The organism is Sphingomonas cannabina, assembly GCF_021391395.1.
Taxonomy (GTDB): Bacteria; Pseudomonadota; Alphaproteobacteria; order Sphingomonadales; family Sphingomonadaceae; genus Sphingomonas; species Sphingomonas cannabina.
Map to the genome: position 1 here is coordinate 2,335,971 of NZ_CP090059.1, position 24,193 is coordinate 2,360,163.

26 protein-coding genes are annotated in these 24,193 nt (G+C 69.0%); 14 read left to right on the top strand and 12 right to left on the bottom strand.

Annotated features, from left to right (window positions below; translation table 11 throughout):
• The first annotated feature begins 65 nt into the window (after positions 1–65).
• From LZK98_RS10985 to LZK98_RS11025, 9 genes are all read left to right on the top strand, one after another.
• Positions 66–1,727 carry an electron transfer flavoprotein-ubiquinone oxidoreductase gene (locus LZK98_RS10985; protein WP_233782340.1) on the top strand — a complete coding sequence of 554 codons (1,662 nt, stop codon included), beginning with the start codon at positions 66–68 and terminating at the stop codon, positions 1,725–1,727.
• Between the two features lie 37 nt (positions 1,728–1,764).
• On the top strand, positions 1,765–3,312 hold the full coding sequence (locus tag LZK98_RS10990; protein WP_233782341.1) for a tetratricopeptide repeat protein: 1,548 nt from the start codon (positions 1,765–1,767) through the stop codon (positions 3,310–3,312).
• Positions 3,313–3,317: 5 nt separating this feature from the next.
• Entirely contained in the window at positions 3,318–4,142 is an 825-nt protein-coding gene (locus LZK98_RS10995; RefSeq protein WP_233786566.1) for a 4-(cytidine 5'-diphospho)-2-C-methyl-D-erythritol kinase, read from the top strand.
• 178 nt (positions 4,143–4,320) lie between these two features.
• Positions 4,321–5,049 (top strand): enoyl-CoA hydratase/isomerase family protein, encoded by a 729-nt coding sequence (locus tag LZK98_RS11000; protein ID WP_233782342.1) that lies wholly within the window; start codon positions 4,321–4,323, stop codon positions 5,047–5,049.
• Positions 5,046–5,774 carry an N-formylglutamate amidohydrolase gene (locus tag LZK98_RS11005; protein WP_233782343.1) on the top strand — a complete coding sequence of 243 codons (729 nt, stop codon included), beginning with the start codon at positions 5,046–5,048 and terminating at the stop codon, positions 5,772–5,774. Before LZK98_RS11000 ends, LZK98_RS11005 begins: the two co-directional genes overlap by 4 nt.
• A 10-nt stretch (positions 5,775–5,784) precedes the next feature.
• Complete coding sequence (gene ilvD / locus LZK98_RS11010) at positions 5,785–7,506, top strand: dihydroxy-acid dehydratase (RefSeq protein ID WP_233782344.1); 1,722 nt, start codon at positions 5,785–5,787, stop codon at positions 7,504–7,506.
• A complete protein-coding gene (locus tag LZK98_RS11015) occupies positions 7,487–7,855 on the top strand; it encodes a hypothetical protein (RefSeq protein ID WP_233782345.1) in 369 nt (122 codons plus the stop codon). The genes ilvD and LZK98_RS11015 overlap by 20 nt, the downstream gene beginning before the upstream one ends.
• Positions 7,852–9,201 carry an NAD(P)H-hydrate epimerase gene (locus LZK98_RS11020; RefSeq protein ID WP_233782346.1) on the top strand — a complete coding sequence of 450 codons (1,350 nt, stop codon included), beginning with the start codon at positions 7,852–7,854 and terminating at the stop codon, positions 9,199–9,201. Before LZK98_RS11015 ends, LZK98_RS11020 begins: the two co-directional genes overlap by 4 nt.
• Complete coding sequence (locus LZK98_RS11025) at positions 9,192–10,388, top strand: class I SAM-dependent RNA methyltransferase (protein ID WP_406693338.1); 1,197 nt, start codon at positions 9,192–9,194, stop codon at positions 10,386–10,388. Before LZK98_RS11020 ends, LZK98_RS11025 begins: the two co-directional genes overlap by 10 nt.
• Here LZK98_RS11025 and truA read toward each other — a convergent pair.
• Together truA and fmt are read right to left on the bottom strand one after the other, a co-directional pair.
• Complete coding sequence (gene truA / locus LZK98_RS11030; RefSeq protein WP_233782348.1) at positions 10,379–11,119, bottom strand: tRNA pseudouridine(38-40) synthase TruA; 741 nt, start codon at positions 11,117–11,119, stop codon at positions 10,379–10,381. The two genes, LZK98_RS11025 and truA, sit on opposite strands and share 10 nt — an antisense overlap.
• Entirely contained in the window at positions 11,116–12,021 is a 906-nt protein-coding gene (fmt, locus tag LZK98_RS11035) for a methionyl-tRNA formyltransferase (protein WP_233782349.1), read from the bottom strand. The genes truA and fmt overlap by 4 nt, the downstream gene beginning before the upstream one ends.
• Before the next feature lie 53 nt (positions 12,022–12,074).
• Here fmt and recR point away from each other — a divergent pair, with 53 nt between their 5' ends.
• Positions 12,075–12,671: a recombination mediator RecR gene (gene recR / locus LZK98_RS11040; protein WP_233782350.1), complete on the top strand. Its 597-nt coding sequence runs from the start codon at positions 12,075–12,077 to the stop codon at positions 12,669–12,671.
• Positions 12,672–12,726: 55 nt separating this feature from the next.
• Positions 12,727–13,254 (top strand): peptide deformylase, encoded by a 528-nt coding sequence (gene def, locus LZK98_RS11045; protein ID WP_233782351.1) that lies wholly within the window; start codon positions 12,727–12,729, stop codon positions 13,252–13,254.
• Between the two features lie 105 nt (positions 13,255–13,359).
• On the opposite strand, the gene LZK98_RS11050 is transcribed toward def, so the two are convergent.
• Positions 13,360–13,842 carry a hypothetical protein gene (locus tag LZK98_RS11050; RefSeq protein ID WP_233782352.1) on the bottom strand — a complete coding sequence of 161 codons (483 nt, stop codon included), beginning with the start codon at positions 13,840–13,842 and terminating at the stop codon, positions 13,360–13,362.
• Between the two features lie 95 nt (positions 13,843–13,937).
• On the opposite strand from LZK98_RS11050, the gene rmuC reads away from it, so the two are divergent.
• Positions 13,938–15,356, top strand: a complete 1,419-nt coding sequence (gene rmuC / locus LZK98_RS11055) for a DNA recombination protein RmuC (protein WP_233782353.1) — start codon at positions 13,938–13,940, stop codon at positions 15,354–15,356.
• Here the strand turns inward: rmuC and LZK98_RS11060 are convergent.
• From LZK98_RS11060 to LZK98_RS11095, 8 genes are all read right to left on the bottom strand, one after another.
• Positions 15,334–16,017, bottom strand: a complete 684-nt coding sequence (locus LZK98_RS11060) for an META domain-containing protein (RefSeq protein WP_233782354.1) — start codon at positions 16,015–16,017, stop codon at positions 15,334–15,336. The two genes, rmuC and LZK98_RS11060, sit on opposite strands and share 23 nt — an antisense overlap.
• A 168-nt stretch (positions 16,018–16,185) precedes the next feature.
• Complete coding sequence (locus LZK98_RS11065; protein WP_233782355.1) at positions 16,186–16,980, bottom strand: TrmH family RNA methyltransferase; 795 nt, start codon at positions 16,978–16,980, stop codon at positions 16,186–16,188.
• A gap of 108 nt (positions 16,981–17,088) precedes the next feature.
• Entirely contained in the window at positions 17,089–17,358 is a 270-nt protein-coding gene (locus LZK98_RS11070) for an HPr family phosphocarrier protein (RefSeq protein WP_233782356.1), read from the bottom strand.
• The gene (locus tag LZK98_RS11075; RefSeq protein ID WP_233782357.1) at positions 17,355–17,762 is read right to left on the bottom strand and encodes a PTS sugar transporter subunit IIA; all 408 of its coding nucleotides are present in this window, start codon (positions 17,760–17,762) and stop codon (positions 17,355–17,357) included. The genes LZK98_RS11070 and LZK98_RS11075 overlap by 4 nt, the downstream gene beginning before the upstream one ends.
• A gap of 23 nt (positions 17,763–17,785) precedes the next feature.
• On the bottom strand, positions 17,786–18,700 hold the full coding sequence (gene rapZ / locus LZK98_RS11080; protein WP_233782358.1) for an RNase adapter RapZ: 915 nt from the start codon (positions 18,698–18,700) through the stop codon (positions 17,786–17,788).
• Positions 18,697–19,134 (bottom strand): HPr kinase/phosphorylase, encoded by a 438-nt coding sequence (locus LZK98_RS11085; RefSeq protein WP_233786567.1) that lies wholly within the window; start codon positions 19,132–19,134, stop codon positions 18,697–18,699. The genes rapZ and LZK98_RS11085 overlap by 4 nt, the downstream gene beginning before the upstream one ends.
• Positions 19,131–20,708, bottom strand: a complete 1,578-nt coding sequence (locus tag LZK98_RS11090; protein WP_233782359.1) for a sensor histidine kinase — start codon at positions 20,706–20,708, stop codon at positions 19,131–19,133. Before LZK98_RS11090 ends, LZK98_RS11085 begins: the two co-directional genes overlap by 4 nt.
• Entirely contained in the window at positions 20,708–21,415 is a 708-nt protein-coding gene (locus LZK98_RS11095) for a response regulator transcription factor (RefSeq protein ID WP_233782360.1), read from the bottom strand. Before LZK98_RS11095 ends, LZK98_RS11090 begins: the two co-directional genes overlap by 1 nt.
• A gap of 140 nt (positions 21,416–21,555) precedes the next feature.
• On the opposite strand from LZK98_RS11095, the gene LZK98_RS11100 reads away from it, so the two are divergent.
• Positions 21,556–23,172, top strand: coding sequence for a phosphoenolpyruvate carboxykinase (locus LZK98_RS11100; protein WP_233782361.1), 1,617 nt, complete (start codon positions 21,556–21,558; stop codon positions 23,170–23,172).
• A 49-nt stretch (positions 23,173–23,221) separates the two neighbouring features.
• Positions 23,222–23,665 (top strand): hypothetical protein, encoded by a 444-nt coding sequence (locus LZK98_RS11105; protein WP_233782362.1) that lies wholly within the window; start codon positions 23,222–23,224, stop codon positions 23,663–23,665.
• Here the strand turns inward: LZK98_RS11105 and LZK98_RS11110 are convergent.
• Positions 23,662–24,054 (bottom strand): DUF3597 domain-containing protein, encoded by a 393-nt coding sequence (locus LZK98_RS11110; RefSeq protein WP_233782363.1) that lies wholly within the window; start codon positions 24,052–24,054, stop codon positions 23,662–23,664. The two genes, LZK98_RS11105 and LZK98_RS11110, sit on opposite strands and share 4 nt — an antisense overlap.
• Positions 24,055–24,193: the final 139 nt, after the last annotated feature.

The following is a 24,193-nucleotide window of genomic DNA, read 5'->3' on the forward strand; positions in this document are numbered from 1 at the left end:
GCGAGGACAAGACGTTGCCGCGACGCGACGACAGGGGTCGTCCCAAGTCCCGGCGGGAGACGATGATGGCTGAACGCGAGTCGATGCCTTACGACGTGGTGATCGTCGGCGCCGGGCCGGCGGGGCTGTCGGCGGCGATCCGGCTCAAGCAGCTCGCCAACGAGGCCGGCGCCGAGCTCAGCGTGTGCGTGCTGGAGAAGGGATCGGAGGTCGGTGCGCACATCCTGTCGGGCGCGGTGGTCGATCCGCGCGGGCTCGACGAGCTGATCCCCGACTGGCGCGACAAGGGCTGCCCGCTCGCCGAGGTACCGGTGACGGACAACCAGCACTGGATCCTTGGCAGGAAGGGCAAGTTCGCGCTGCCGCACCTGCTGACGCCGCCGTTCATGCACAACAAGGGGACCTATACCGGCAGCCTCGGCAACCTCTGCCGCTGGCTGGCGGAACAAGCGGGGGAGCTCGGCGTCGAGATATTCCCCGGCTTCGCGGCCGCGGAGGTGCTGTTCAACGACGACGGATCGGTGAAGGGCGTCGCCACCGGCGACATGGGCGTCGCGCGCGACGGCACGCACAAGCCGGATTACCAGCCGGGGCTGGAGCTTCATGCCAAATACACGTTCCTCGGCGAGGGGTGCCGCGGGCATCTGACCAAGGAGCTGATCCGTACCTTCGACCTTGCGAAGGACAGCGACCCGCAGATCTACGGCCTCGGCGTCAAGGAGCTGTGGGACATCGATCCGGGCAAGCACGTGCCGGGGCGGGTGATCCACACCCAGGGCTGGCCGCTCAGCGAGGTCAAGGGCTCGAACGGCGGCGGGTTCCTCTACCATCAGGCGAATGGGCAGGTCGCGCTCGGGTTCGTCACTTGGCTCAACTACACCAATCCCTATCTCTCGCCGTTCCAGGAGATGCAGCGCTGGAAGACGCATCCGGCGATCGCGGAGATATTGGCGGGCGGCAAGCGTGTCTCCTACGGCGCGCGGGCGATCAGCGACGGGGGGCTGCAGTCGATCCCGAAGCTGGTGTTCCCGGGCGGCGCGCTGATCGGCGACAGCGCGGGCTTCCTCAACGTGCCGCGGATCAAGGGCAGCCATACCGCGATCAAGTCGGCGATGATGGCGGCGGAGGCGGCCTTTGCGGCGATCCAGGCGGGGCGGGCGCACGACGAGCTGATGGCCTATCCGGAGGCGTTCGAGACCAGCTGGGTCAAGAAGGAGCTGTCGGTCGTCCGCAACGTGGCGCCTCTGGTCAAGAAGTTCGGGGACTTCATCGGCTCCGGCCTGTCGGGCATCACCATGTGGCTGGAGCATTGGGGCATCAAGGTGCCGTTCACGATGCACCACCATCCCGACAACGAGACGCTGTGGCGCAAGGACCTGGTCAAGCCGATCGTCTATCCCAAGCCGGACGGCGTGCTGACGTTCGATCGGCTCTCCTCGGTGTTCCTGTCGAACACCAACCACGAGGAGGACCAGCCGGTCCATCTGACGCTGCGCGATCCGGATATTCCGATCGCCTATGATCTGCCGCTGTTCGACGAGCCGGCGCAGCGCTATTGCCCGGCAGGCGTTTACGAGGTGGTGGGCGAGGACGTGGGCGAGCCGCGGTTCGTGATCAACGCGCAGAACTGCGTCCACTGCAAGACGTGTGACATCAAGGACCCGACCCAGAACATCAACTGGGTGGTCCCCGAAGGCGGCGGAGGGCCGAATTATCCGAACATGTAGCGTCCTTCTTTCCGGTATCGCCGCGGCGTTCATCGCGGTGCCGGCCCATGCCGACGTGCCGCAGTCGCTCGCGGCCTACGTCAAGGCGCGCGCCGCCGACGCCGACGGCGCGGTGGAGGCCGCCTCGGCCGCCTATGGCGCGGCGTTGGCGGGATCGCCCAGCAATCCGGTGGTGGCGATCCGCGCCTATCGCGAGGCGCTGGCGGCGGGCGACCTGGCGCTGGCGCGGCAGGCGGTCGCGGTGCTGCAGTCGGCGGGCGTGGCGCCGGCCGACACCGCCGTGCTCGCTGCCGCCGACGCGGTCGCCGCGCGCGACTGGGAAGCGGCCAATGCCGCCGCCGACCGGATGGCCAATGGACCGCTCGAGTTCCTGGGACCGGTGATCAAGGCCTGGGTCGCGTTCGACCGCGGCGATGCCGGGGCCGCCAAGCTGCTGGACAAGGGCGACAGCGGCCTTGCCCGGCGCTTCAATGCCGAGAATCGCATCTTGCTGCTGATCGCGGGCGGCAAGATCGATGATGGTGTGACCGAGCTGCGTATCCTGCTCGGCGCCAGCGCTGGCAACCTCGATCTTCGCGTCAATGCCGCCGAGCTCCTCGCCCATGGCGGCCGTGATGATCTGGCCCGGGCGGTGATCGCCGGCGACGATCGCGTGTTGACGGCGCTGCGGGAGCGGCTGGGCGACGGCGTGGAGCCGAGCGCGGCGTTCGGGGTGTCGCGGCTCTTCACACGTCTCGCCGCCGATCTGGTCCGGGGCGAGGCGCGGCCGCTGGCGATCGTGCTGGGCCGCGCGGCGATGCTGCTCGATCCGCAGGATGATCGCGCCCGGCTGATCCTCGCCGACGCCCTCTCCGCCGACGGTGCGGAGCGGCGGGCGATCACCCTGCTCGACGAGGTGGGACCCGAATCGATCTATGCCGCCCCAGCGCTGACGGCCAAGGTGACGGTGCTTGATCGCGCGGGCGAGGACCGCCGGGCGCTGGAGACCGCCGCTGCGGTCGCGCATGCCAAAGGCGCCGACGCCGAGGACATGCAGCGTTACGGCGACATGCTGGTGGCAGCCGGGCGTTACGGCGAGGCCGCCGATGCCTATGCCCAGGCGATGACGCGGGTGGAAGGCAGTCCCGGCTGGATTCTCTATCTCCAGCGCGGCGGCGCGCTGGAGCAGGCGGGCCGTTGGGCCGAGGCCAGGCCGTTGCTCGAGAAGGCGGTGGCACTGGCGCCCGACCAGGCGGTGGCGCTCAATTATCTGGGTTATGCGCAGCTCGTTCGGGGCGAGAATGTCGCCGGCGCCCGCGCCATGCTGGAGCGCGCGGTCAAGCTCGAGCCCAACGACGCCGCGATCGCCGATTCGCTCGGCTGGGCCTATGTCCAGACCGGCGATCTCACCAGGGCGATGCCGCTGCTTGAACGTGCGGCGCGGGCCGAGCCGGCGGACGTCACCATCCAGGAGCATCTCGGCGATGCCTATTGGCGGCTCGGCCGCCGCTACGAGGCGCGCTACGCGTGGCGGGCAGCGTCGGTCCACGCCGGGAGCGAGGATGCGGCGCGGCTGTCGGGCAAGCTCTCTGCCGGACTCAAGTGACGGCGATGATCGTCGAGCCTGCGCGGGCCAAGCTCAACCTCGCCCTCCACGTCCGCGCCCGGCGCGAGGACGGTTATCATGAACTGGAGACGCTGTTCGCCTTCACCGAATTTGGCGACGAGCTGCGCCTGAGCGATGCCGAGGCGCCGTCGTTCACCGTCACGGGGCCGTTTGCCGAGGCGTTGGCGCGGGAGGACGACAACCTCGTCACGCGGGCCGCCGAGGCCTTCTCCGCTGCGTTCGGGCCGTTGCCGCCGCTTCGCACCGAGTTGGTCAAGCGCCTGCCAGTCGCCTCGGGACTCGGCGGCGGCTCGGCCGATGCCGCCGCGATGCTGCGGGCGCTGGCGCAGCGGACGGGCATCGATCCGGCGATGCTCGCGGATATTGCGGCCGAGCTGGGGTCGGATGTCCCTGCCTGCCTGTTGGGCCGCACCGCGATCGGACGGGGCAGGGGCGAACGGCTGGAGCCGGTTGGCGGACTGCAGGGCGCGCCGGTGCTGCTGGTCAACCCCGGTGTGGCAGTCGCGACGCGCGAGGTGTTCGCGCGCTGGGACGGTGTAGACCGGGGGGCGCTGCCGGTCGGCGATGCGTCTGTGATCGCGAGCGAGGGGCGCAACGACCTGGAGTCGCCAGCCCGCGCGGTGGCGCCCGCGATCGGCGAGGTGCTGGAACTGCTCGCCGCGCAGCCGGGGATGCTCCTCGTCCGCATGTCGGGTTCTGGCGCGACCTGTTTTGCGCTGTGCGCCGATGCCGCCGCGCGCAGCCACGCCGCCGCCGCCATTCGGGCCGCGCGGCCGGGCTGGTGGTGTCTCGAAACGATCCTCTCGTGACACTTCTCTGTCTCTCTTCGGTACGTATCGGCGTGCTCATCGACCTCCCGCAGAGGGCGGAGGTGATTGGCATGGCGCTTGCTGTAATCATCGACAGCGGATCAGACGCCGGGAGCGAGCCGTCCGCCGATGGCCTACGGTCTGTCCGCGCGCCATCTCCCGCCCTCCGGGGCGCCGCATGATCACCTGGTCGCGCGACGGCGCCATTGCCCGGATCACGCTCGATCGGCCGGCGCAGCGTAACGCGATTCCGACTGCCGGCTGGCTGATGCTGCGCGATGTCGTCGCCGAGGTCGGTCGATCCGACGTCCGCGCCGTGATCCTCTCCTCGGCAGTGCCGGGGAGCTTTTCCGCCGGTGCCGATCTTGCCGATCTGGGGGCGCTCGCCTCCGATCCGCCGGCCAGGACCGCCTTCCGCGAAGCGATGCGCGCCGGGATCGAAGCGGTGGCGGCGCTGCCGATGCCGGTGGTCGCGGCGGTGGATGGCGGGTGCTATGGCGCCGCGGTCGCATTGGCGCTTGCCGCGGACTTCAGGATCGCCGGGGACGGCGCGGTGTTCGCGACCACGCCGGCCAAACTGGGAATCGGCTATCCGGGCGAGGACGTCGCCCGGCTGATCGGCAGGGTCGGGCGCGGGCAGGCGGCGCGGATGCTGCTCGTCGCCGATCCGATCGACGCCGACGAAGCATATCGTATCGGCCTGGCCGAGCTGCGCGCGCCCGACGCTTTGATCGCCGCGGACTCCTTCGCCGAGCGCATCGCGACGCTCGCGCCCGATGCGGTGCGGATGCTGAAGCGGACGCTCGCCGATCCGCATTCCCCTGCAGTTGCCCGCGATTTCGATGCCGCATTCGGCGGCGCCGAGTTCGCCGAGCGGCTGACCGCCTTTCGTGAGCGCAAGCGATGAACCCCGAGATCCTGCCCGGCAGCGGCGACGTGCTGCTGCTCTGTGACCATGCCTCCAACGCCATTCCGTCCGGCATCGACCTCGGCGTCGCGTCCGACCTGCTCGACCGCCACATCGCGATCGACATCGGCGCGGGGCCGCTCACACGCGCGCTTGCGGCCGCCATCGGCGCCCCGGCGGTACTCGCCACCGTCTCGCGCCTGGTGATCGACCTCAATCGCGAAGTCGATCATCCGACCCTCATCCCGGCCGCCAGCGACGGCCATGCCATCCTGGGCAACGGCGCCGTCGACCGTTTCGAGCGCATCGCCCGCTTCCACGCGCCCTATCACCGCGCCGTCGCGGCCGAGGTGCGGGCAAGGCGGCCGCGGCTGATCCTAGGCATCCACAGCTTCACGCCGAGGCTCGAGAGCGGCAATGCGCCCGAGCGGCGCTGGGAGATCGGCATCCTCTCCAACCGTGACCGCCGCGCCGCCACGCCGGCGATCGCCTTCCTGGAGAGCGAGGGGCTGATCGTCGGGGACAATGAACCCTATTCGGGCCGTATCCTCAACGCGACGCTCAACCGCCATGCGGAGGGGCATGGCACCCCTTCGGTCGGCATCGAAGTGCGCAACGACCTGATCCGCGACGAGGCCGGCGTGACGCGCTGGACGGAAATTTTGACGCGAATGATCGCTGCGGTGCGCAATGACCTTGCGTCGAAGGCCCTTCCCGCGACATAGGCGCCGCGTCATGGCTCATCAATTCGACAAATCCCGCCTGCCCAGCCGTCACGTCTCGGTCGGGCCCGAACGCGCTCCGCACCGCAGCTATTATTATGCGATGGGGCTCACCGAGGAGCAGATCGCGCGCCCGTTCGTCGCGATCGCCAGCGCCGGCAACGACAGCGCGCCGTGCAATACGGCGCTCGATCCGCAGGCGGACGCCTGCCGCGGCGGGGTGGAGGCTGGCGGGGGCCTGCCGCGCCGGTTCAACACCATCACCGTCACCGACGGCATCGCGATGGGCCATCAGGGGATGAAGGCGTCGCTCGTCAGCCGCGAGGTGATCGCCGATTCGATCGAACTCAGCGTGCGCGGCCATTGCTACGACGCGCTGGTCGGCTTCGCGGGGTGCGACAAGTCGCTGCCCGGCATGATGATGGCGATGCTGCGGCTCAATGTGCCGTCGATCTTCGTCTATGGCGGCTCGATCCTGCCCGGCCGGTTCGAGGGGCGTGACGTCACAGTCAAGGACGTATTCGAGGTGGTAGGGCGCTACGCCGCTGGCACTTGCCCGATCGAGGACGTCCATGCGCTCGAGAAGGTCGCCTGCCCGGGGCATGGCGCGTGCGGCGGACAATATACCGCCAATACGATGGCCTGCGTCGGTGAGGCGATCGGATTATCTTTGCCGAACAGTAATATGTTGCCGGCACCTTATAGCTCGCGTGAGCAGGTTGCCCATGCCGCGGGCGTTCAAGTGATGGAACTGCTTGCCGCCAACATCCGTCCGCGTGACATCTGCACGCGCGAGGCGTTCGAGAATGCCGCGCGTATCGTCGCGGCGACCGGCGGCTCGACAAACGGGGCACTGCACCTTCCGGCGATGGCGAACGAGGCGGGGATCGATTTCGACCTGTTCGACGTGGCGGAGATATTCAAGTCAACGCCTTACTGCGCAGACCTGCAACCGGGCGGGCAGTATGTCGCGAAGGATATGTACGAGGCTGGCGGGGTCTACATGCTGATGAAGACGCTGCTTGCCGAGGGGCTGCTTCACGGCGACTGCATCACCGTCACCGGCCGGACGCTGGGTGAGAATATCGAGCAGGTGACGTGGAATCCCGACCAGAAGGTGATCTACGACGCCCGCACCCCGATCACGCCCACCGGGGGTGTGGTCGGCCTGCGCGGCTCGCTGGCGCCCGATGGCGCGATCGTGAAGGTCGCGGGGCTGCATCACCTTCAGTTCGAAGGGCCGGCGCGGGTGTTCGATTGCGAGGAGGATGCCTTTGCCGCGGTCGAGGCGCGCGACATCGCAGAGGGCTGCGTGATCGTGATCCGCTACGAAGGGCCGAAGGGCGGCCCGGGGATGCGCGAGATGCTGGCGACCACCGCTGCGCTCTACGGGCTCGGCATGGGCGAGAGCGTCGCGCTGATCACCGACGGCCGCTTCTCGGGCGCGACGCGGGGCTTCTGCATTGGCCATGTCGGCCCGGAGGCGGCGGAGGGCGGTCCGATCGCGCTGGTCGAGGACGGCGATCCGATCCGTATCGATGCCGAGGCGGGCACGATCGACCTGCTGGTCGACGAGGCCGTGCTCGCCGAGCGCAAGGCGCGCTGGCGGCCGCGGGTCAACGATTATCAGTCGGGCGCATTGTGGCGCTATTCGGAGACGGTCGGTCCGGCGTACAAGGGCGCGGTCACGCACCCGGGAGCCGCTGCCGAACGCCATGTCTACGCGGATATCTAGCCTCGCCGTCCTGCTCTTGCTCGCCGCGTGCGGGCAGGCGTCCGATACCGGCAATGCCGAGCAGGCGGCGGGCGATCGCATCGATTGCGCCCCGCCGGGAGCGCAGGGATTTTCGCGCGTGTGCACGATCGATCGCATGCGGTCGGATGACGGGCTGATCCTGACGGTGCATCAGCCCGGCGGTGGCTTCCATCGGCTGCGCACCACCCGGGACGGGCGCGGGGTCGTCGCGGCCGACGGGGCGGAGCAGGCGGCGGTGAGCGTGGTCGATCCCCGCACGATCGAGATCGCGATCGGGGGAGCGCGCTATCGGCTGCCGGCGACGGTGGGGCCGATCCCGAAACGATGAGGCGGATTCCGGAAGGCGCGCCGATCGTCACCGCCGCGGCGATGCGCGCTGCGGAGGAAGGGGCTTTCGCGCGCGGCGTTTCGCAGGACGAATTGATGGAGCGGGCCGGCGCGTCGGTCGCGCTTGAGGTGGCGCGGCTGGCGGGCGGGCGGCGGATTCTGGTGCTGGCCGGGCCCGGCAACAACGGCGGCGATGCCTGGGTGGCGGCGCGCTGGCTGGCGGGGCGGGGCCATGACGTCAACGTGGCGGAGCTTCCCGGAAAGGGCGAAGGCTCGGCGGGACGGATGCGAGCGCGGTGGACGGGTGCGGTGACCCCGCTCGGCGAAGCGGCGGCCCGGCCGGTGCTGGTCGACGGGCTGTTCGGCACCGGGATCACCCGCCCCCTCGTGCCCGAGGTGGCAGCGTCGCTGGCGCGGCTGACGCGAGCGGCGGAGCTCGTCGTCGCGATCGACATTCCCTCCGGCGTCACCACGGAAGGGGATGGGCTCGATGTCGATGTCACCGTCGCGCTAGGCGCGCTGAAGCCGGAGCATGTGCTGGGGCGGGGGATCGCCCGCAGCGGGCATGTGCTGCTCGCCGACATCGACGTGCCGGTAGCGACGGATTGGCGGACGATCGCCCGCCCCAGGCTCGCCGCGCCGGAGCCGGGGGCGCACAAATACAGCCGCGGCATGGTCGGCGTGATCGCCGGCGCGATGCCGGGCGCCGCGCGTCTGGCGGCGCGGGCGGCAATGCGCTGCGCGGGTTACGTGGTGCTCGCCGGCGCCGAGGGCGGGCCGGATGCGCTCGTCCATCGCGAGGTCGAAGATCTGTTCGACGACGAGCGGATCGGCGCGCTGGTCATCGGGCCGGGACTGGGCGGCGGCGGCTCGGGCCTGCTCGACAAGGCCATCGCGAGCGACCGGGCGCTGGTGCTGGATGGCGATGCGCTGTCGATCCTCGGGAATGACGCGGTCGACCGGTTGCGGGCGCGGCAGGCGCCGACCGTGCTGACCCCGCATTCGGGCGAGTTCACGCGCATGTTCGGCGAAGGCGAGGGCGGCAAGATCGAGCGTACGCTCGCGGCGGCCGGGGCAAGCGGCTGCACCATCGTCCACAAGGGCGCGGACACGGTGATCGCCTCGCCCGGGGGGAGCGTCGTCGTCGAGGCGGCCGCGCCGTCATGGCTGGCGAGCGCGGGGACGGGTGACGTCCTCGCCGGGCTGGTCGCCGGGCGGATCGCTGCCGGCGGATCGGCGGAGGAGGCGGTGTGGCTGCACGCGCGGGCAGCCGAGATCGTGGGCCCGGCGCTGATCGCGGACGAGCTGATCGACGCGCTTCCCCGGGCGATCGCGGAATGCCTGTGACGGACACGATCGTGCGCGTCGCAGCGCGCGGCGACGGGGTGACCGCGGACGGGCGCCACGTCGCGCTTGCGGCGCCCGGCGATGTGATCCGTCCGGACGGCAGCGTCGAGCCGGGCGCCCATCATCAGGCGCCGCCATGCCGGCATTTCCCAGTGTGTGGCGGATGCCAGCTTCAACATCTTGATGAAGAAAGTTATTCCTCCTTCGTTTTTGACCGGATCGCGAGCGCGCTGACGGCCCAGGGCCTGAGCGCCGCGATCCGTCCGCCGGCGCTGTCGCCGCCGCGCACGCGTCGCCGGGCGACGCTTCACGCCGAACGGCGGGGGCGGCAGGTGCTGCTCGGCTTCACCGAGGGCGCCAGCCATCGCATCGTCGACATGGCCGAATGCTGGGTGCTCGCGCCCGAGTTGTTCGCCCTGCTGGCACCGCTCAGGAAGCTGCTCGCGGCGCTGATGCCGGAGCGCGGGCGGGCGAACGTGCATCTCGCGTCGACCGATCGCGGGCCGGACGTGCTGATCGAAGCGCGGATTACCGAGAGCCTCACGGTCGCGGAGGAGATCATCGCCTTTGCCGGTCGAAACGGGCTGGCGCGGTTCGCGGTGGACGAGGGGATGGGGCCGGAGGTCCGCTGGGAGCCCGAGCCGGTGACGATCGCCCTCGGCGGCGTGCCGGTGCCGTTCCCGCCGGCGAGCTTCCTCCAGGCGACCGTGCATGGCGAGGCGGCGCTGGTCGCGGCGGTGCGCGAAGCAGTGGATGGCGCGATGGCCACGGCCGACCTGTTCGCTGGGCTCGGTACCTTCACCTTTGCCCTTTCTGGAAAACTCTATGCGGCCGAGGCAGCGCGTGACGCGGTGCTGGCGCTCAAGGCCGCCGCGGGGCGGGCGGGACGACCGGTGTTGGCCGAGCACCGCGACCTGTTCAGGCGGCCGCTGGTGCCGGCCGAGCTCGATCGCTTCGACGCGATCGTGCTCGATCCGCCGCGGGCCGGCGCGCGCGAGCAGGCGGTGCAGCTCGCCGCCTCGCGAGCCGCACGGATTGCCTATGTTTCATGTAATCCCAGTAGCTTCGCGCGTGATGCGAAGATCATATGCGAAGGCGGCTATCGCCTCGACTGGGTCCAGCCGGTCGGCCAGTTCACCTGGTCGACCCATGTCGAGCTGGCCGCGGCGTTCAGCCGTCAGGGATAATCGGCGCGGATGAAGTAGAGCCCGTCGGGCGGCGCGTTGAGGCCGAGCGCGGCGCGGTCGCGCGCCTCGAGCGCGCGGCGCATGTCGTCGGGCCGCCACTTGCCTTGGCCGACCAGCGCGAGGCAGCCGACCATCGAGCGCACCTGGTGATGCAGGAACGAGCGTGCCGAGGCGTGGACGGTGATGCGGTCGCCCTTCGCCTCCACCTCGAGCCGGTCCAGCGTGCGCACCGGATTGTCGGCCTGGCAGTGCGCCGAGCGGAAGGTGGTGAAGTCATGGCGTCCGACGAGATGTGCGGCGCCCTCGGCCATCGCCGCGGCGTCGAGCGGGGCGTGAATACGCCAGGCCAGCCCCTTCTCGAAGGTGAGCGGCGCGCGGCGCACGGCGATGCGGTACTCGTAGTGCCGCGCGATGCAGGAGAAGCGGGCGTGCCAGTCGTCGGGCACCACCTCGCAGCCGAGGATCGCGATCGGGGCAGGGCGCAGGCGGGCGTTGAGTGCCTCCATCAGGCGGAAAGGCGTAAGCGGCTTGGCGATGTCGCAATGGGCGCGCATCCCCGTCGCGTGGACGCCCGTGTCGGTGCGGCCGGCGGCCTGGACCAGCACCTCCTCGCCGGTGACCTCATAGGCCGCCCGCTCGATCGCCTCCTGTACGCTGGGGCCATGATCCTGCACCTGCCAGCCCATGAAGGGGCGGCCGTCATATTCGATGGTGAGCGCGAAACGGGTCATGCGAGCTTCGCCCCCTGCGGCACGGCAAAGCCCCGGAGCAGCTCGTCCGACGTCATGACGCCGCGGCCGGCCCGCTGGACCGATGTCGGCCGGATCGCGCCCGTTCCGCAGGCGATCGTCAGCCTGTCGTCGAGCACGGTCGCTGCCGGCCCGCTCGCCTCCACCAGCTCCGCAGCGAGCACCCGGACCCGCTCTCTCCTGACCTCGAAGAAGGCGCCTGGCGGATTGAATGCGCGCACCTGCCGCTCGACCGCCTCGGCCGGTTGGGTGAAGTCGAGCCGCCACTCCGCCTTGTCGATCTTGGCGGCGTAGGTGACGCCGTCCTCCGGCTGCGGCACTGGCGGATACCGGTCGAGGCTGGCCAGCACCTCGACCATCAGCGCCGCGCCCTTTGCCGCGAGCTCGGCGGTGAGCTCGCCGGCGGTCTTGGCATCGATCGGCGTGCGGGCCTCGGCGCGGACCGGACCGGTGTCGAGGCCGGTTTCCATCTGCATGATCCCCACGCCGGTTTCGGCATCGCCCGCCAGGATCGCGCGCTGGATCGGCGCGGCCCCCCGCCAGCGCGGCAGCAACGAGGCATGGACGTTGAGGCAGCCGTGCCGCGGCGCATCCAGCACGGGGCGCGGCAGGATCAGGCCGTAGGCGGCGACGACTGCCACGTCCGCCTCCAGCGCCGCGAAATCGGCCTGCGTCGCGGCATCGCGCAGACTCGTGGGCGTCCGTACCCCGATGCCCAGCACTTCGGCGCGCGCGTGCACCGGCGAGGGCACCAGTGCCTGGCCGCGGCGCCCGCCCGGGCGCGGAGGCTGGCTGTAGACGGCGATGACGTCATGCCCGGCCGCCACCAGCGCATCGAGCGTCGGCACGGCGAAGTCGGGCGTTCCCATGAAGATGATCCGCATCGCGCCTCAGGACACCGTGGCGTCCGCGCGCGCAACCCCCTATCTGTTCCCACATGGCTTCTCCCGAAATCGAGGCGCTGACCAATGCGCTGGCCAAGCTGCCCGGGCTCGGCCCCCGTTCGGCGCGGCGCGCGGTGCTCCATCTCATCAAGCGGCGCGAGGCGGCGCTGGGGCCGCTGCTGTCGGCCTTGAGCGCGGTGAACGAGCGGCTGTCGACCTGTTCGACCTGCGGCAACGTCGACACCACCGACCCCTGCGCCGTCTGCGCCGATCCGCGCCGGGACGCGCGGTCGCTCTGCGTGGTCGAGGAGGTCGCCGATCTCTGGGCGCTGGAGCGCTCGCGGCTGTTCCCGGGGCGGTTCCATGTGCTCGGCGGGCGGCTGTCGGCGCTGGAGGGCGTGCGGCCGGAGGACCTTGCGATCGACAGCCTCATCCGCCGCATCGCCGCGGGCGGGATCGACGAGGTGGTGCTGGCGATGAACGCGACGCTGGAGGGGCAGACCACCGCCCATTACATCGCCGAGCGGATCGAGACCTATCCGGTGCGCGTGACCCAGCTCGCGCACGGACTGCCGGTCGGCGGCGAGCTCGACTATCTCGACGAGGGCACGCTGGCGCAGGCATTGCGCGCGCGCCGGCCGGTGGCGTAGCCACGTCTTTCGGCGCTCGCTTGACGCTCATGGGCGGGAGGCTTAGCTCGGCCGCATGACGGTAATGACGATCCTCGAGATTCCCCATCCGGGCCTGCGCGAAATGGCCGCGCCGGTCGCGGCGATCACCGACGAGACGCGCGCCCTGATCGACGATATGTTCGAGACGATGTACGACGCGCGCGGCATCGGCCTCGCCGCGACGCAGGTCGGCGTGCTCCAGCGCGTGGTGGTGATCGACCTGCAGGAGCCGGAGGAGCCCGAGGGCGAGCCGGTGCGCGATCCCAAGGTGTTCGTGAACCCGGAGCTCACCTGGACCAGCGAGGAAACCGCGACCTACAACGAAGGCTGTCTTTCAATTCCCGAGCAATATGCCGAGGTCGAGCGTCCCGCGCGTTGCAGGGTGAAGTGGCTCGATCGCGACGGGGCCTCCCATGAGGAGGAGTTCGACGGGTTGATGGCGACCTGCATCCAGCACGAGATCGACCATCTGAACGGCGTGCTGTTCATCGATCACATCTCGCGGCTCAAGCGCGACATGATCGTCAAGAAGTTGGCGAAGGCACGCAAGGCGGCGGCGTAGAGCCGGTCCCCGCCTGAGCTCCTGCGGAGACAGGAGCTTTGGATCATGGCTACATCGTTTGGGGCCGGCGCTCTTGCCTTCGCAGGAGCAGGTCCTTTCGACGGGTCAGGTGCCGCAGTAGATCAGGCCGATCGGCTGGAAGCTTTTCGCTTCGACCATCATCGCCTTGGCGGATTCGGCGAAGCGGAGCGTGATCCGGTCCTTGGCGGCCGGTGCCTCGGCATAGCAGGTCGCCGCGATGTCGTAGCCGCCGGGAACGGTTTCGACGTCGTCGAAGTCGCAGGAGACCTCGCCTGCGGTGGCGAGATGACGCTGGGCGAATGTCCATGCACCCGAGCGGCAAAGCTCGGGCTTCGCCGCCCAGGTTCCGACATAGCGGAACTCCGTGCTCGCCGGCGGGAGGCTGGTACCGGGTTTCGCCGGAGAAATAGCGGGTGTCGCGTTGGATTGTGGCGCCGGGCTTGCTGGCGAGAGAGGGGGCACCGTCGCGACTACCGCATTGGTGGCTGCGTCGGCCGCATTGTCGCTTGCGGAAGGCGAACACGCGATGGCCAGGCAGGATAGCGGCAGGGCGACGACCGATCTCATGCCGTCGCAAACTCCGCCGGCGACATGACGTTCCGCTTGTCGATCCGGCGGTGGGCGGATAGGTTCGCCCTCTGTTCCGATTTGCGCGAGATATGATGAGCACCACCGCCGTCCTGTTGATCCTGGTTGCCCTGGCCGTCGGCGTGGCGCTCGGTTGGTTCCTCGGCAATCGCGGCGCCGCCCAGGCGCGGGCGGAGCGCGACATGCGCGAAGCCGACTTCAAGGCGGCGATCGCCGACCTCGCTGTCGCCTCCGAGCGGGTGCGCGAGATGCCCGAGCTGCGCGAGGCGCTGGAGATCACGACGCGCGAGCGCGACATCGCCCGGCTCGAGCTGATGGAGCTCAAGACCAAGGCGAGCGCCTTCGAGGACCGGCTCGCCGAGTTCAAGGCGGCGCGCGAGGCGATGGTCGGCCAGTTCCGCGAGACCGCGCAGACGATGTTGAGCGAGGCGCAGGCGAACTTTCTCAAGCGCGCGGACGAGCGGTTTGGCCAGGCTGGTGAAGCAAATGAGGCCAAGATCAAAGCTTTGCTGGCACCTGTTGAGACCACGTTGAAGCGTTACGAGGAGGGGCTCGCCAAGGTCGAACGCGATCGGATCGACAGCTATGCCGGCCTGCGCGAGGCGGTGGAGCAAGTGCGCGCGGGACAGGGCCAGGTGCGTGAGGAAACGGCGCGCCTCGTCAATGCATTGCGTACCAGCCCCAAGGCGCGGGGCCGCTGGGGCGAGCAGTCGCTGCGGAACGTACTGGAGCAGGCGGGCCTCTCGCCCTTCGCCGATTTCGAGCAGGAAGTGGTGGTCAACAGCGACGACGGCGTGCTCCGGCCCGACGTGGTCGTACGGATGCCGGGCGGGCGGCGGCTGGTGGTCGACGCCAAATGCTCGCTCAACGCCTTCCTCGACGCGAGCGACGCGATCGACGACGAGACGCGGAATGCGGCGCTCCGCGCTCATGCCGCCTCGGTGCGCAACCATGCCCAGCAGCTCGGCTCCAAAAGCTATTGGGACAAGTTCGGCGACACGGCCGACTATGTCGTGATGTACATCCCCGGCGAGCATTTCCTGTTCGCCGCGCTCGAGCAGGACCCGCAGCTGTGGGAATGGGCGATCGAGCGCAAGGTGCTGCTGGCGACGCCGACCAACCTCGTCGCGATCGCGCGCACCGTCGCCAATATCTGGCGGCAGGAGAAGCTGGTCGAGGAGGCGCGGGCGGTCGACGCGCTCGGCAAGGAGCTGCACGAGCGGCTGGCGGTGGCGGCGACGCACCTCAGGCGCGTCGGCGGCGGGCTCAATTCGGCGGTCGACAACTACAACAAGTTCGTCGCCAGCTTCGAGGGGCGCGTGCTCGTCTCGGCGCGGCGCTTCCGCGATCTCAGCGTCGGCACCGGTGCGCGCGAGATCGAGAATGTCGAGACGGTCGACGCGCTCGCCAAGCCTACCGTCGGCGACGTCGCGCTGTTGCCGGCCGCCGATGAGGAAGGGGACGAGGAACCTAGCGTGCGCGCCGCAGAGTGACGCTGCCCGCCTTGTTGGCGAGCGTCAGCGTGTCGCGGCCCCAGCGCAGCCGCGCGGGCGAGGCCAGCACCGCGAGGACGTGGGATTCGACCTTCATCACGGGGCTAGGGCAGGCCATCTGCGTCGCCATGATCGGGCCGGGTCTCAATAGTCCGTCGCGCGTGAGGCGGTAGGTGCCGCCGAGGCTGTTGCAGCCGGCGCGGCCTTCGATGCGGTCGGTGGTGAAGCGGATCTGGTTGACGCGAGGCTCCAGCCGGACCGGCCGTCCGTCGATCGCGGCGATCGACCAGCGCGTGCCGGCGAGGTTGCTGTTTTCGCTCACGATCTCGCCGCCGCAGCCGTTCAGCGTGCGGCGGCCGATCGTCACGCGGACCGTGTCGGCATAGCGCCGATCGCTCATGCCGTCGCTGCATTGGACATGGGTGATGTCGACCGTCAGCGTGCGCGTGCGGTAGAGTTCGCCGTTGATGCCCACGATCGGGCGCGGTTTGCGGACGGTGACGGGACGGCCCTCGATCGGTCGGTAGGTGATCGTGGTCCGGTCGATGGTCAGCGACCAGAACGGCTCGGTGCCGGCCGCACGATAGGCGGCGGCGCGATCTTCGGCGAGCGCGGGGGTGACGAACAGCGTGGTTCCGGCAAGCAGCAGCAGGGTCTTCATGGCGTCGCTCCTTCACCCGTCTCGCTGGCGTAACGATCGTGAACCTGCGCTGGCTCCCTCGTTCATCTCGGGCAGCCACGAAACCGTCCATCTCGTGCTCCTGCGAAGGCAGGAGCCCTGGCCACGGGTATCGCGCTGGCGGCCTGCTTTCGCAGGAGCACAGAATTTCTAGCCGCGCACCCGCGCCAGCACCTCATAAGCCATCACCGCGGTCGCGACCGCGGCGTTAAGGCTGTCGGCCTTGCCGAGCATCGGGATCTTGACCAGCAGGTCGCACTCGGCCGCCATGTGGTCAGGCATGCCCTGCGCCTCGTTGCCGGTGAGGAGGAAGGTCGGCGCCCGGTAGCGCGCTCTGCGATAGTCGTTGCTGGTGTCGAGGCTCAGGCCGACGAGCTGGCCGGGGCCCGAGCGGAGCCAGGCGCGGAACTCGTCCCACGAGGCACGGGCGACGGGCACCGTGAAGAGCGCGCCCATGCTGGCGCGCACCGCCTCGACCGAGAAGGGATCGACGCATTCGTCGAGCAGGATCAGCCCGCCCGCCGCGACCGCGTCGCCGGTGCGCAGGATCGTACCGAGATTGCCGGGATCGCGGAGCCGCTCGGCGACCAGCCAGATCGGGGCGGCGGTGCGGTCGAGCGCATCGAGCGATGTCGCGAATTCGGGATAGACGCCGATCACCGCGCCGGGATTGTCCTTGCCCGAGAGCTTGGAGAGGATGTCGGGCGTGGTCGCGATCGCCTCGCCGCCGGCGGCTTCGGTGGCGGCGATCAGTGCCTGGACGAGCGAATGGCCGTCGTCGGCGAAGAAGAGATGCTCGGGCAGCCGCCCCGCCTCACGCGCCTCGGTGAGGATACGCAGCCCCTCGGCGAGGAAACGGCCTTCTTCGCGCCGATGCCGCTTGTCGCGCAGGTTGCGGACGCGCTTGACGAGGGGATTGGAGAAAGCGGTGATCTCGCGGGGCATGGCCGAGCGTTAGCCGACCCGTCACCCCGGCGGAAGCCGGGGTCTCGTGCGGTAAGCGAACAGCATGTGGCGGGAGATTCCGGCTTTCGCCGGGATGACGGTATCGTCTCAATCCTCCCCGAACCGCTGCTCCACCAGCTCGGCGAGCGCGGTGACGGCGGCTTCGGCGTTGTCGCCGGTGGCGCTGATGGTGATCTCGTCGCCCATCGCCGCGCCCAGCATCATCAGCCCCATAATCGAGGTGCCGGTGACGCTCGATCCATCCTTCTGGACCAGGATCTCGATCGGCTGCGAGGATGCTAGGGTGACGAACTTGGCGCTGGCGCGCGCATGGAGGCCGCGGCGGTTGACGATGCGGACGGTCCGGCTGACCTTCAAGCTGCGGCCTCTCCCAACACTTCCGATGCGACGGAAATATATTTGCGCCCGGCATCCCGCGCGGCGGCGACGGCCTCGGCCACCTTCATCGCCTTGCGCGCGCCGCCCAGGCGGATCAGCATCGGCAGGTTGATGCCGGCGATCACCTCGACCCGGCCCGGCACCATCAGCGAGATAGCGAGGTTGGAGGGTGTGCCGCCGAACAGGTCGGTCAGCACGATCACGCCGCTGCCGTCGTCGACCTTGGCGATCGCCTTGGCGATGTCGGCGCGGCGCGCTTCCATGTCGTCCTCGGGCCCGATGCAGATCGAGGCGACAGCCGCCTGCTTGCCGATGACATGCTCCATCGCCGTCACGAACTCCACGGCGAGTCGCCCGTGAGTCACCAGAACGAGGCCGATCATGCGGTCATTGTCTCCGTTCGGTGTCATCTAGGTACGGGTCGATCTTCAAGCGAGTCCTGCGGCGCGGTTCCGAGATCGCGGTGGGTCACCGTGGGCGAAAAACCCGCCTCGCGCAACCTTGCCGCGATCCGCTCGGCGACATGGACCGAGCGATGTCTCCCCCCGGTACAGCCGATCCCGATGGTGACATAGGATTTCCCCTCGGCCCGATAGCGCGGGAGGAGGAGCAGCAGCAAGTCCTCGATCGCCGGAACGGCGTCCGCATAGGCCGGATCGCCGGCGATATAATCCGCGACCGCCTGATCGAGCCCGGTGCCCGGGCGCAGCTCCTCAACCCAGTGCGGATTGCGCAGGAAGCGCATGTCGAAGACGAGGTCGGCGTTGCGCGGCAGCCCGCGGGCATAGCCGAACGACATTACCGACAGCACCGGCTCGCCGAGACCGCGGCCGCCGAAGTCGCGGCGGATCATCTGCTGGAGCTCGTTGGTGCCGACGTTGGTGGTGTCGATCACGCGGTTGGCCCAGCGGCGGAGTGGCGTGAGCAGCTCGCGCTCGCGGGCGATGCCGTCGCTTGCCGGGCGATCGGTCGCGAGCGGATGGCGGCGCCGCGTTTCCGAGTAGCGACGTTCGAGCTCGGCCCCTGCGCAATCGAGGAACAGCGTGCCGATCTCGTAGTCGCCGGTATCCTGCAGCCGTTTGATGTTCTGGACGATGCGCTCGCCGTCGAATCCCCGCGTCTGCGCGCCGAAGCCGACCGCGAGCGGGCGGTTGTCGTGCTCGCCGGCAGGCAGGGCGGTGGCCAATAGCCTGTCGAGCAGACGCAGCGGCAGGTTGTCGACCGTTTCCCAGCCGAGATCCTCGAGCGTGCGCAGCACGGTCGACTTACCGGCGCCGGACATGCCGGTGACGAGCAGGATGGCCTTGGGCGTATGGTTCATCGCGGATCGAGCCGTTGCTTCAGCGCCAGCTCGACCTTGATTGCCGAGGACGGTTCGAGCGAGGGCAGGGCAATCTCGCGCAGCTCGACGCCGGCGAAGCGGCGCTTGCGTTCGTCCGGCGGCATCCGCGGCGGCTCCTCCTCGATCGCGACGATCAGGCTGACCGGCACGTCCTCGACATGATCCATCTCGACGATGCCGATCCCCCGTACCTCCATCTTGCCGGCAAGATTGGCGGGAGGGTGGGCGAAAAGCGTGCCCCTCCGCCGCACGAGGATCGTATAGTCATCACTCACCAGCCGCGCACCGCGGTCGATCAGGCGAAGCGCGAGGTCGGACTTGCCGGCGCCCGACTTGCCTTCGATCAGCACGGCGACGTCGCCGATCGCGACGCAGCTCGCGTGGATGGTTTCCGACGAAAGCTCGGTCATCAGACCTCGCCCGCCAGCGGCAGACGGACGACGAAACGGGCGCCGCTCAATCGATCCTCGCGCGATTCGACCATGATCTGGCCTCCATGCCCTTCGACGATGGTCCGCGCAATCGCGAGGCCCAGTCCGGAATGCTTGCCGAACGCCTCGTCATGCGGCCGGACCGAATGGAAGCGACGGAAGATCGATTCGCGCTCGTTCTCGGGAACGCCCGGCCCTTCGTCTTCGACGCGAACCTCGAGCTCGCCGCCGTCCTTGCGCGCGGCGATGGTGATCAGGCCGCCGTCGGGGGAGAAGGACAGGGCGTTGTCGATCAGATTCTCGAACACCCGCTCCAGCCGCGAGCCCTCGCCGAGCACAAGGAGTGGCTCGGCCGAGGGCCGGTCGAAGCGGATGCGCACGCGCCGCTCGACCCCGCGCTCGCGGCGCTGGACCAGCAGGGCGTCGATCATCGTGCCGGCGTCGACCGGCTCGAACTTGGCGCGGCTGAGCTGGGCATCGAGGCGTGAGGCCTCGGAAATGTCGGTGATCAGGCGATCGAGACGGTGGACGTCGTCGCGGATCACCGCGATCAGCTGGCCCTGGAGCTCGGGATCGCGGACGTTGGCGATGCTGTCGACCGCCGAACGCAGCGAGGCGAGCGGGTTCTTGAGCTCGTGGGTCACGTCGGCGGCGAAGGCTTCGGTGGCGTCGATGCGATGGCGCAACGCCCCGCTCATGTCCGACAGCGCGCGGGCGAGCAGGCCGATCTCGTCACGGCGGGAGGGAAGGCGGGGCACCACCACCTCGCGTGCGCGTCCCAGCCGCACGCGGACCGCCGCGCGGGCGAGCCGGCGCAGAGGCCGTACGATCGTACGGGCGAGGAACAGCGAAAGCAGGATCGAGACCGCGGAGACGATCGCCAGCACGACGCTGAGGCGGAATCGCTCGACGCGGACCGTCTGCGTCACGTCGCGGGCGTTGTTGACGGTGAAGACGGTGCCGTCGCCATAGCTGGCCGCGGCGGTGATCACCGGCGTGCGATCGGGCGCACGCCAGACGCTGGCGTGGGTGATCGCAGGATCGCGTGCCGCCTGGACGTCGGGCCATTCGAGGCCACGGTCGCCCCGCCGCTCGCGGAACAAGGGCGCGCGCTGGGCGCCGACGACGGTGTCGATCACTGCATCGAGGAATCGGGCCGCGTCCTGCTGCCATCCTTCCTTGTCGGGATCGACGAGGATGGCATTGCGCGATCCCATCTCGCGGGTGTCGGCGATGACCTTGCCCCGCGAATCATAGAGGCGGACCCGCGTGCCGGTGTCGCGCGCGAAGGTGAGCACCAGCTTGTCGCGATGCTGCGGTGGAGCGGCGGCGAGCGCGTCAGCCATCAGCCGCGCCTCGCGGCTCGCCTGGGCCAGGCGGCTGTCGAGAATGCGGCTGCGGTAGGAATCGAGGTAGAAGAACCCGCCTGCCAGCAGCGCCAGCGCGAAGATGTTGACCGCCAGGATGCGCGGCGTGAGCGAGACCCGCGCCGACCACGACAGGGCGAGATCGCGTTCACCGGGATGGGCGCCGGAGTGGGCCCTGTCGGCCGCCATCACTCCTCGGCGAAACGATAGCCCGCGCCGTAGAGCGTCTCGATCGAGTCGAAATCGGGATCGACCTCACGGAACTTGCGGCGGACGCGTTTGATGTGGCTGTCGATGGTGCGGTCGTCGACGTAGATGTCGTCGTGATAGGCGGCATCCATCAGCTGGTTACGGGTCTTCACGATGCCGGGGCGCTGCGCCAGAGTCTCCAGGATCATGAACTCGGTGACGGTGAGGGTGACGGGCTTGCCGTCCCAAAGGACGCGGTGGCGCGCCGGGTCCATCGTCAGCCGCCCGCGTTCGATCGCCGGCGGCAGCTCTGCCTCTCCCTCGCTCCCGCCACCACCGGCTGCCTCGGTCCGACGCAGGATCGCGCGGATGCGGGCGATGAGCAGCCGCTGGCTGAACGGCTTGGCGATATAATCGTCCGCGCCCATCGCCAGGCCGAGCGCTTCGTCGAGCTCGTCGTCCTTGCTGGTGAGGAAGATCACCGGCACCGCGCTCTTCTCGCGCAGGCGCCGCAGCAGCTCGAGTCCGTCCATCCGCGGCATCTTGATGTCGAGCACCGCGAGATCCGGGGGATTGTCCACCAGCGCTTTCAACGCCGTTTCGCCGTCCGAATAGACGCGGGTGAGGAAGCCCTCGGCCTGAAGCGCAATCGAGACCGAGGTGAGGATGTTGCGATCGTCGTCGACCAGCGCGATGGTTGCCGTCATGGCCGTCAGGGCTAGTCCAAAGTCGTGCACGTCTCAACCGGCAGCGGTTTGACCCGGCGCGGCGTGCCCGATATGCGCCGAGACATAAAAGAACACAGGAAGGCGCTTTCCGCGAGAAAGCGCCGTTGAGGAGACTGAAATTGACCGAGCGCACGCCGCGTATCGGGCTCGATCGGCTTGGAATCGAGACCGGCGCCACCATCCATTGGAATCTCGTCACCGCTCCGCTCGTCGAGCACGCGCTCTGCCGTGGCGAAGGCCGGCTCGCCAAGGACGGCCCGCTGGTGGTCGCCACCGGCCGCCACACCGGGCGCTCGGCGCGGGACAAGTTCACCGTCCGCGACGCCATGACCCAGGACACGATCTGGTGGGGCAAGACCAACCAGCCGATGGACCCGGCCGCATTCGCCAATCTGAAGGCGGATTTCTTCGCGGTGCTGAAGGGCAAGGACACGTTGTTCGTCCAGGATCTCTACGGCGGTTCGCAGCCCGGGTATCGCGTCCACGTCCGCGTGATCAACGAGCTCGCCTGGCACAATCTGTTCATCCGCACGATGCTGGTGCGGCCGGAGGCGGAGGAGCTCGCCAGCTTCGAGCCCGAATACACGATCATCGATCTGCCGAGCTTCCGCGCCGATCCCGCGCGGCATGGCTGCCGAAGCGAAACGGTGATTGCAGTGAGCTTCACCGAGAAGCTGATCCTGATCGGCGGCACCGCCTATGCCGGCGAGATGAAGAAGTCGGTATTCGGGCTGCTCAACTATCTGCTGCCGACCCAGGGCGTCATGCCGATGCACTGTTCGGCCAATATCGGGCCGGATGGCGATACCGCGGTGTTCTTCGGCCTGTCGGGCACCGGCAAGACCACGCTGTCGGCTGACGCCTCGCGCACGCTGATCGGCGATGACGAGCACGGCTGGTCGGACGAGGCGGTCTTCAACTTCGAAGGCGGTTGCTACGCCAAGATGATCCGCCTCTCGCCCGAGGCGGAACCCGAAATCTACGCGACCACCCGGCGCTTCGGCACGGTGCTCGAGAATGTGGTGATGGACGCGGAGACGCGTGCGCTCGACCTCGACGACAACACGCTCGCCGAGAATAGCCGTGCCGCTTATCCGATCGACTTCATCCCCAATGCCAGCGCGAAGAACCTGGGACCGGTGCCGCGCAACATCGTGTTCCTGACCGCGGATGCCTATGGCGTGCTGCCGCCGATCGCCAAGCTGACGCCCGACCAGGCGATGTATCACTTCCTGTCGGGCTACACCGCACGCGTCGCCGGCACCGAGATCGGGGTGACCGAGCCGGAGGCAACCTTCTCGACCTGTTTCGGTGCGCCGTTCATGCCCCGGCATCCGTCAGTCTACGGCAATCTCCTCAAGGAGCGGATCGCCAAGGGCGGGGTCGATTGCTGGCTGGTCAACACCGGCTGGACCGGCGGCAAGTATGGCACTGGCCGGCGGATGCCGATCAAGGTAACGCGCGCGCTGCTCAACGCCGCGCTGGATGGGTCGCTCAAGGACGCAGCATTCCGCCAGGACCAGAACTTCGGCTTTGCGGTGCCGGTGGCGGTGCCGGGCGTCGATCCGACGATCCTCGACCCGCGCGAGACCTGGGCCGACAAGGCCGACTACGATACCACCGCCGCGCGGCTGGTCGAGCAGTTCGTCGAGAACTTCGCCCAGTTCGCGGACCATGTCGACGAGGGGGTGCTGCAAGCGGCGCCCCAAATCAGCCGGGCGGCCGTCGCCGCCTGACCGGCCCGGTCATCCGATCGGGCCTCCCTGCCAAGAGAGACCCGAGACGATGACCGAGCTTCCCTTCCGCCCCTTCGCCGACGATGCTGCCGTCCGCCACGTTGGCGAGGGGCTGCTGGCATGTAAGTTGCCGCGTGGGGAGTGGACGCACGAGGCGCATCTTGGCGCCTGCCTGTGGCTGCTGACCGAACGTCCCGACATCGACGTCGACGCCGAGATCGCGGGGGTCATCCGCCGCTACAACGAAAGCGTCGGCGGAGTGAACGACGACAGCCAGGGCTATCACGACAGCATCACCCGCGCGTTCGTCGCGGGCGTGCGGCTGTTCTTGCGCGAGACGGGCGAGCGGGCGCTCGCCGCCAGGGTCAATGCGCTGCTGGCGAGCCCGATGGGGCGGCGCGACTGGCCGCTCCGCTTCTATTCGCGCGAGCTGCTGTTCTCGGTGCCGGCGCGACGCGGATTCGTCGCGCCGGACTTGGCGCCGCTGCCCTAGTCGAGCAGCGCGGCAGGGACTTTGCCGCCATTCGCGGCCAGTTCCTTGAGCACGCGCTTGTGGAGCCAGATGTTCATCTCGGCGCTGCCGTCGAGCGCGCCGGTGTAGCCGAGCTCCTGCGCGAGCTCCTTGCGCTCGGCAAGGCTCGAATCCATGCCGACCAGCTTCATCAGGTCGACGATCGAGCTCTGCCAGTTGAAATGGGTGCCTTTCTCGGCCTGCATCTGCGTCAGCACGGCCTCGATGTCGACTGCGACTGGCTGGGGCGCTGGCTGGGGCTGCGGAGCTGCTGCGGTGGCAGCCGGTGCAGCCTGAGGCTGCGGTGCCGGCGCGGGAGCCGCTGCCTTGTGTCCCCAGATCGCATTCTTGATTGTCGAGAAAATGCCCATGAGCTTCCTCCGTTTTCCCCGCGCACGGAAAATGATGGCTGCATTTCATTTCGATTGCACGACGAATCGATGACATCCGGTGCTCGTCCGCAAAGCGTCATGATGCTATTGTAATGATCCCGGGGGTTCATGGAGTGAC

Coding starts and splice junctions, on each gene's coding strand:
- LZK98_RS10985 (WP_233782340.1), top strand. CDS start 66: ATGGCTGAACGCGAGTCGATGCCTTACGACGTGGTGATCGTCGGCGCC.
- LZK98_RS10995 (WP_233786566.1), top strand. CDS start 3,318: ATGATCGTCGAGCCTGCGCGGGCCAAGCTCAACCTCGCCCTCCACGTC.
- LZK98_RS11000 (WP_233782342.1), top strand. CDS start 4,321: ATGATCACCTGGTCGCGCGACGGCGCCATTGCCCGGATCACGCTCGAT.
- LZK98_RS11005 (WP_233782343.1), top strand. CDS start 5,046: ATGAACCCCGAGATCCTGCCCGGCAGCGGCGACGTGCTGCTGCTCTGT.
- ilvD (WP_233782344.1), top strand. CDS start 5,785: ATGGCTCATCAATTCGACAAATCCCGCCTGCCCAGCCGTCACGTCTCG.
- LZK98_RS11015 (WP_233782345.1), top strand. CDS start 7,487: ATGTCTACGCGGATATCTAGCCTCGCCGTCCTGCTCTTGCTCGCCGCG.
- LZK98_RS11020 (WP_233782346.1), top strand. CDS start 7,852: ATGAGGCGGATTCCGGAAGGCGCGCCGATCGTCACCGCCGCGGCGATG.
- LZK98_RS11025 (WP_406693338.1), top strand. CDS start 9,192: ATGCCTGTGACGGACACGATCGTGCGCGTCGCAGCGCGCGGCGACGGG.
- truA (WP_233782348.1), bottom strand. CDS start 11,119: ATGACCCGTTTCGCGCTCACCATCGAATATGACGGCCGCCCCTTCATG.
- fmt (WP_233782349.1), bottom strand. CDS start 12,021: ATGCGGATCATCTTCATGGGAACGCCCGACTTCGCCGTGCCGACGCTC.
- recR (WP_233782350.1), top strand. CDS start 12,075: ATGGCTTCTCCCGAAATCGAGGCGCTGACCAATGCGCTGGCCAAGCTG.
- def (WP_233782351.1), top strand. CDS start 12,727: ATGACGGTAATGACGATCCTCGAGATTCCCCATCCGGGCCTGCGCGAA.
- LZK98_RS11050 (WP_233782352.1), bottom strand. CDS start 13,842: ATGAGATCGGTCGTCGCCCTGCCGCTATCCTGCCTGGCCATCGCGTGT.
- rmuC (WP_233782353.1), top strand. CDS start 13,938: ATGAGCACCACCGCCGTCCTGTTGATCCTGGTTGCCCTGGCCGTCGGC.
- LZK98_RS11060 (WP_233782354.1), bottom strand. CDS start 16,017: ATGAAGACCCTGCTGCTGCTTGCCGGAACCACGCTGTTCGTCACCCCC.
- LZK98_RS11065 (WP_233782355.1), bottom strand. CDS start 16,980: ATGCCCCGCGAGATCACCGCTTTCTCCAATCCCCTCGTCAAGCGCGTC.
- LZK98_RS11075 (WP_233782357.1), bottom strand. CDS start 17,762: ATGATCGGCCTCGTTCTGGTGACTCACGGGCGACTCGCCGTGGAGTTC.
- rapZ (WP_233782358.1), bottom strand. CDS start 18,700: ATGAACCATACGCCCAAGGCCATCCTGCTCGTCACCGGCATGTCCGGC.
- LZK98_RS11090 (WP_233782359.1), bottom strand. CDS start 20,708: ATGGCGGCCGACAGGGCCCACTCCGGCGCCCATCCCGGTGAACGCGAT.
- LZK98_RS11095 (WP_233782360.1), bottom strand. CDS start 21,415: ATGACGGCAACCATCGCGCTGGTCGACGACGATCGCAACATCCTCACC.
- LZK98_RS11105 (WP_233782362.1), top strand. CDS start 23,222: ATGACCGAGCTTCCCTTCCGCCCCTTCGCCGACGATGCTGCCGTCCGC.
- LZK98_RS11110 (WP_233782363.1), bottom strand. CDS start 24,054: ATGGGCATTTTCTCGACAATCAAGAATGCGATCTGGGGACACAAGGCA.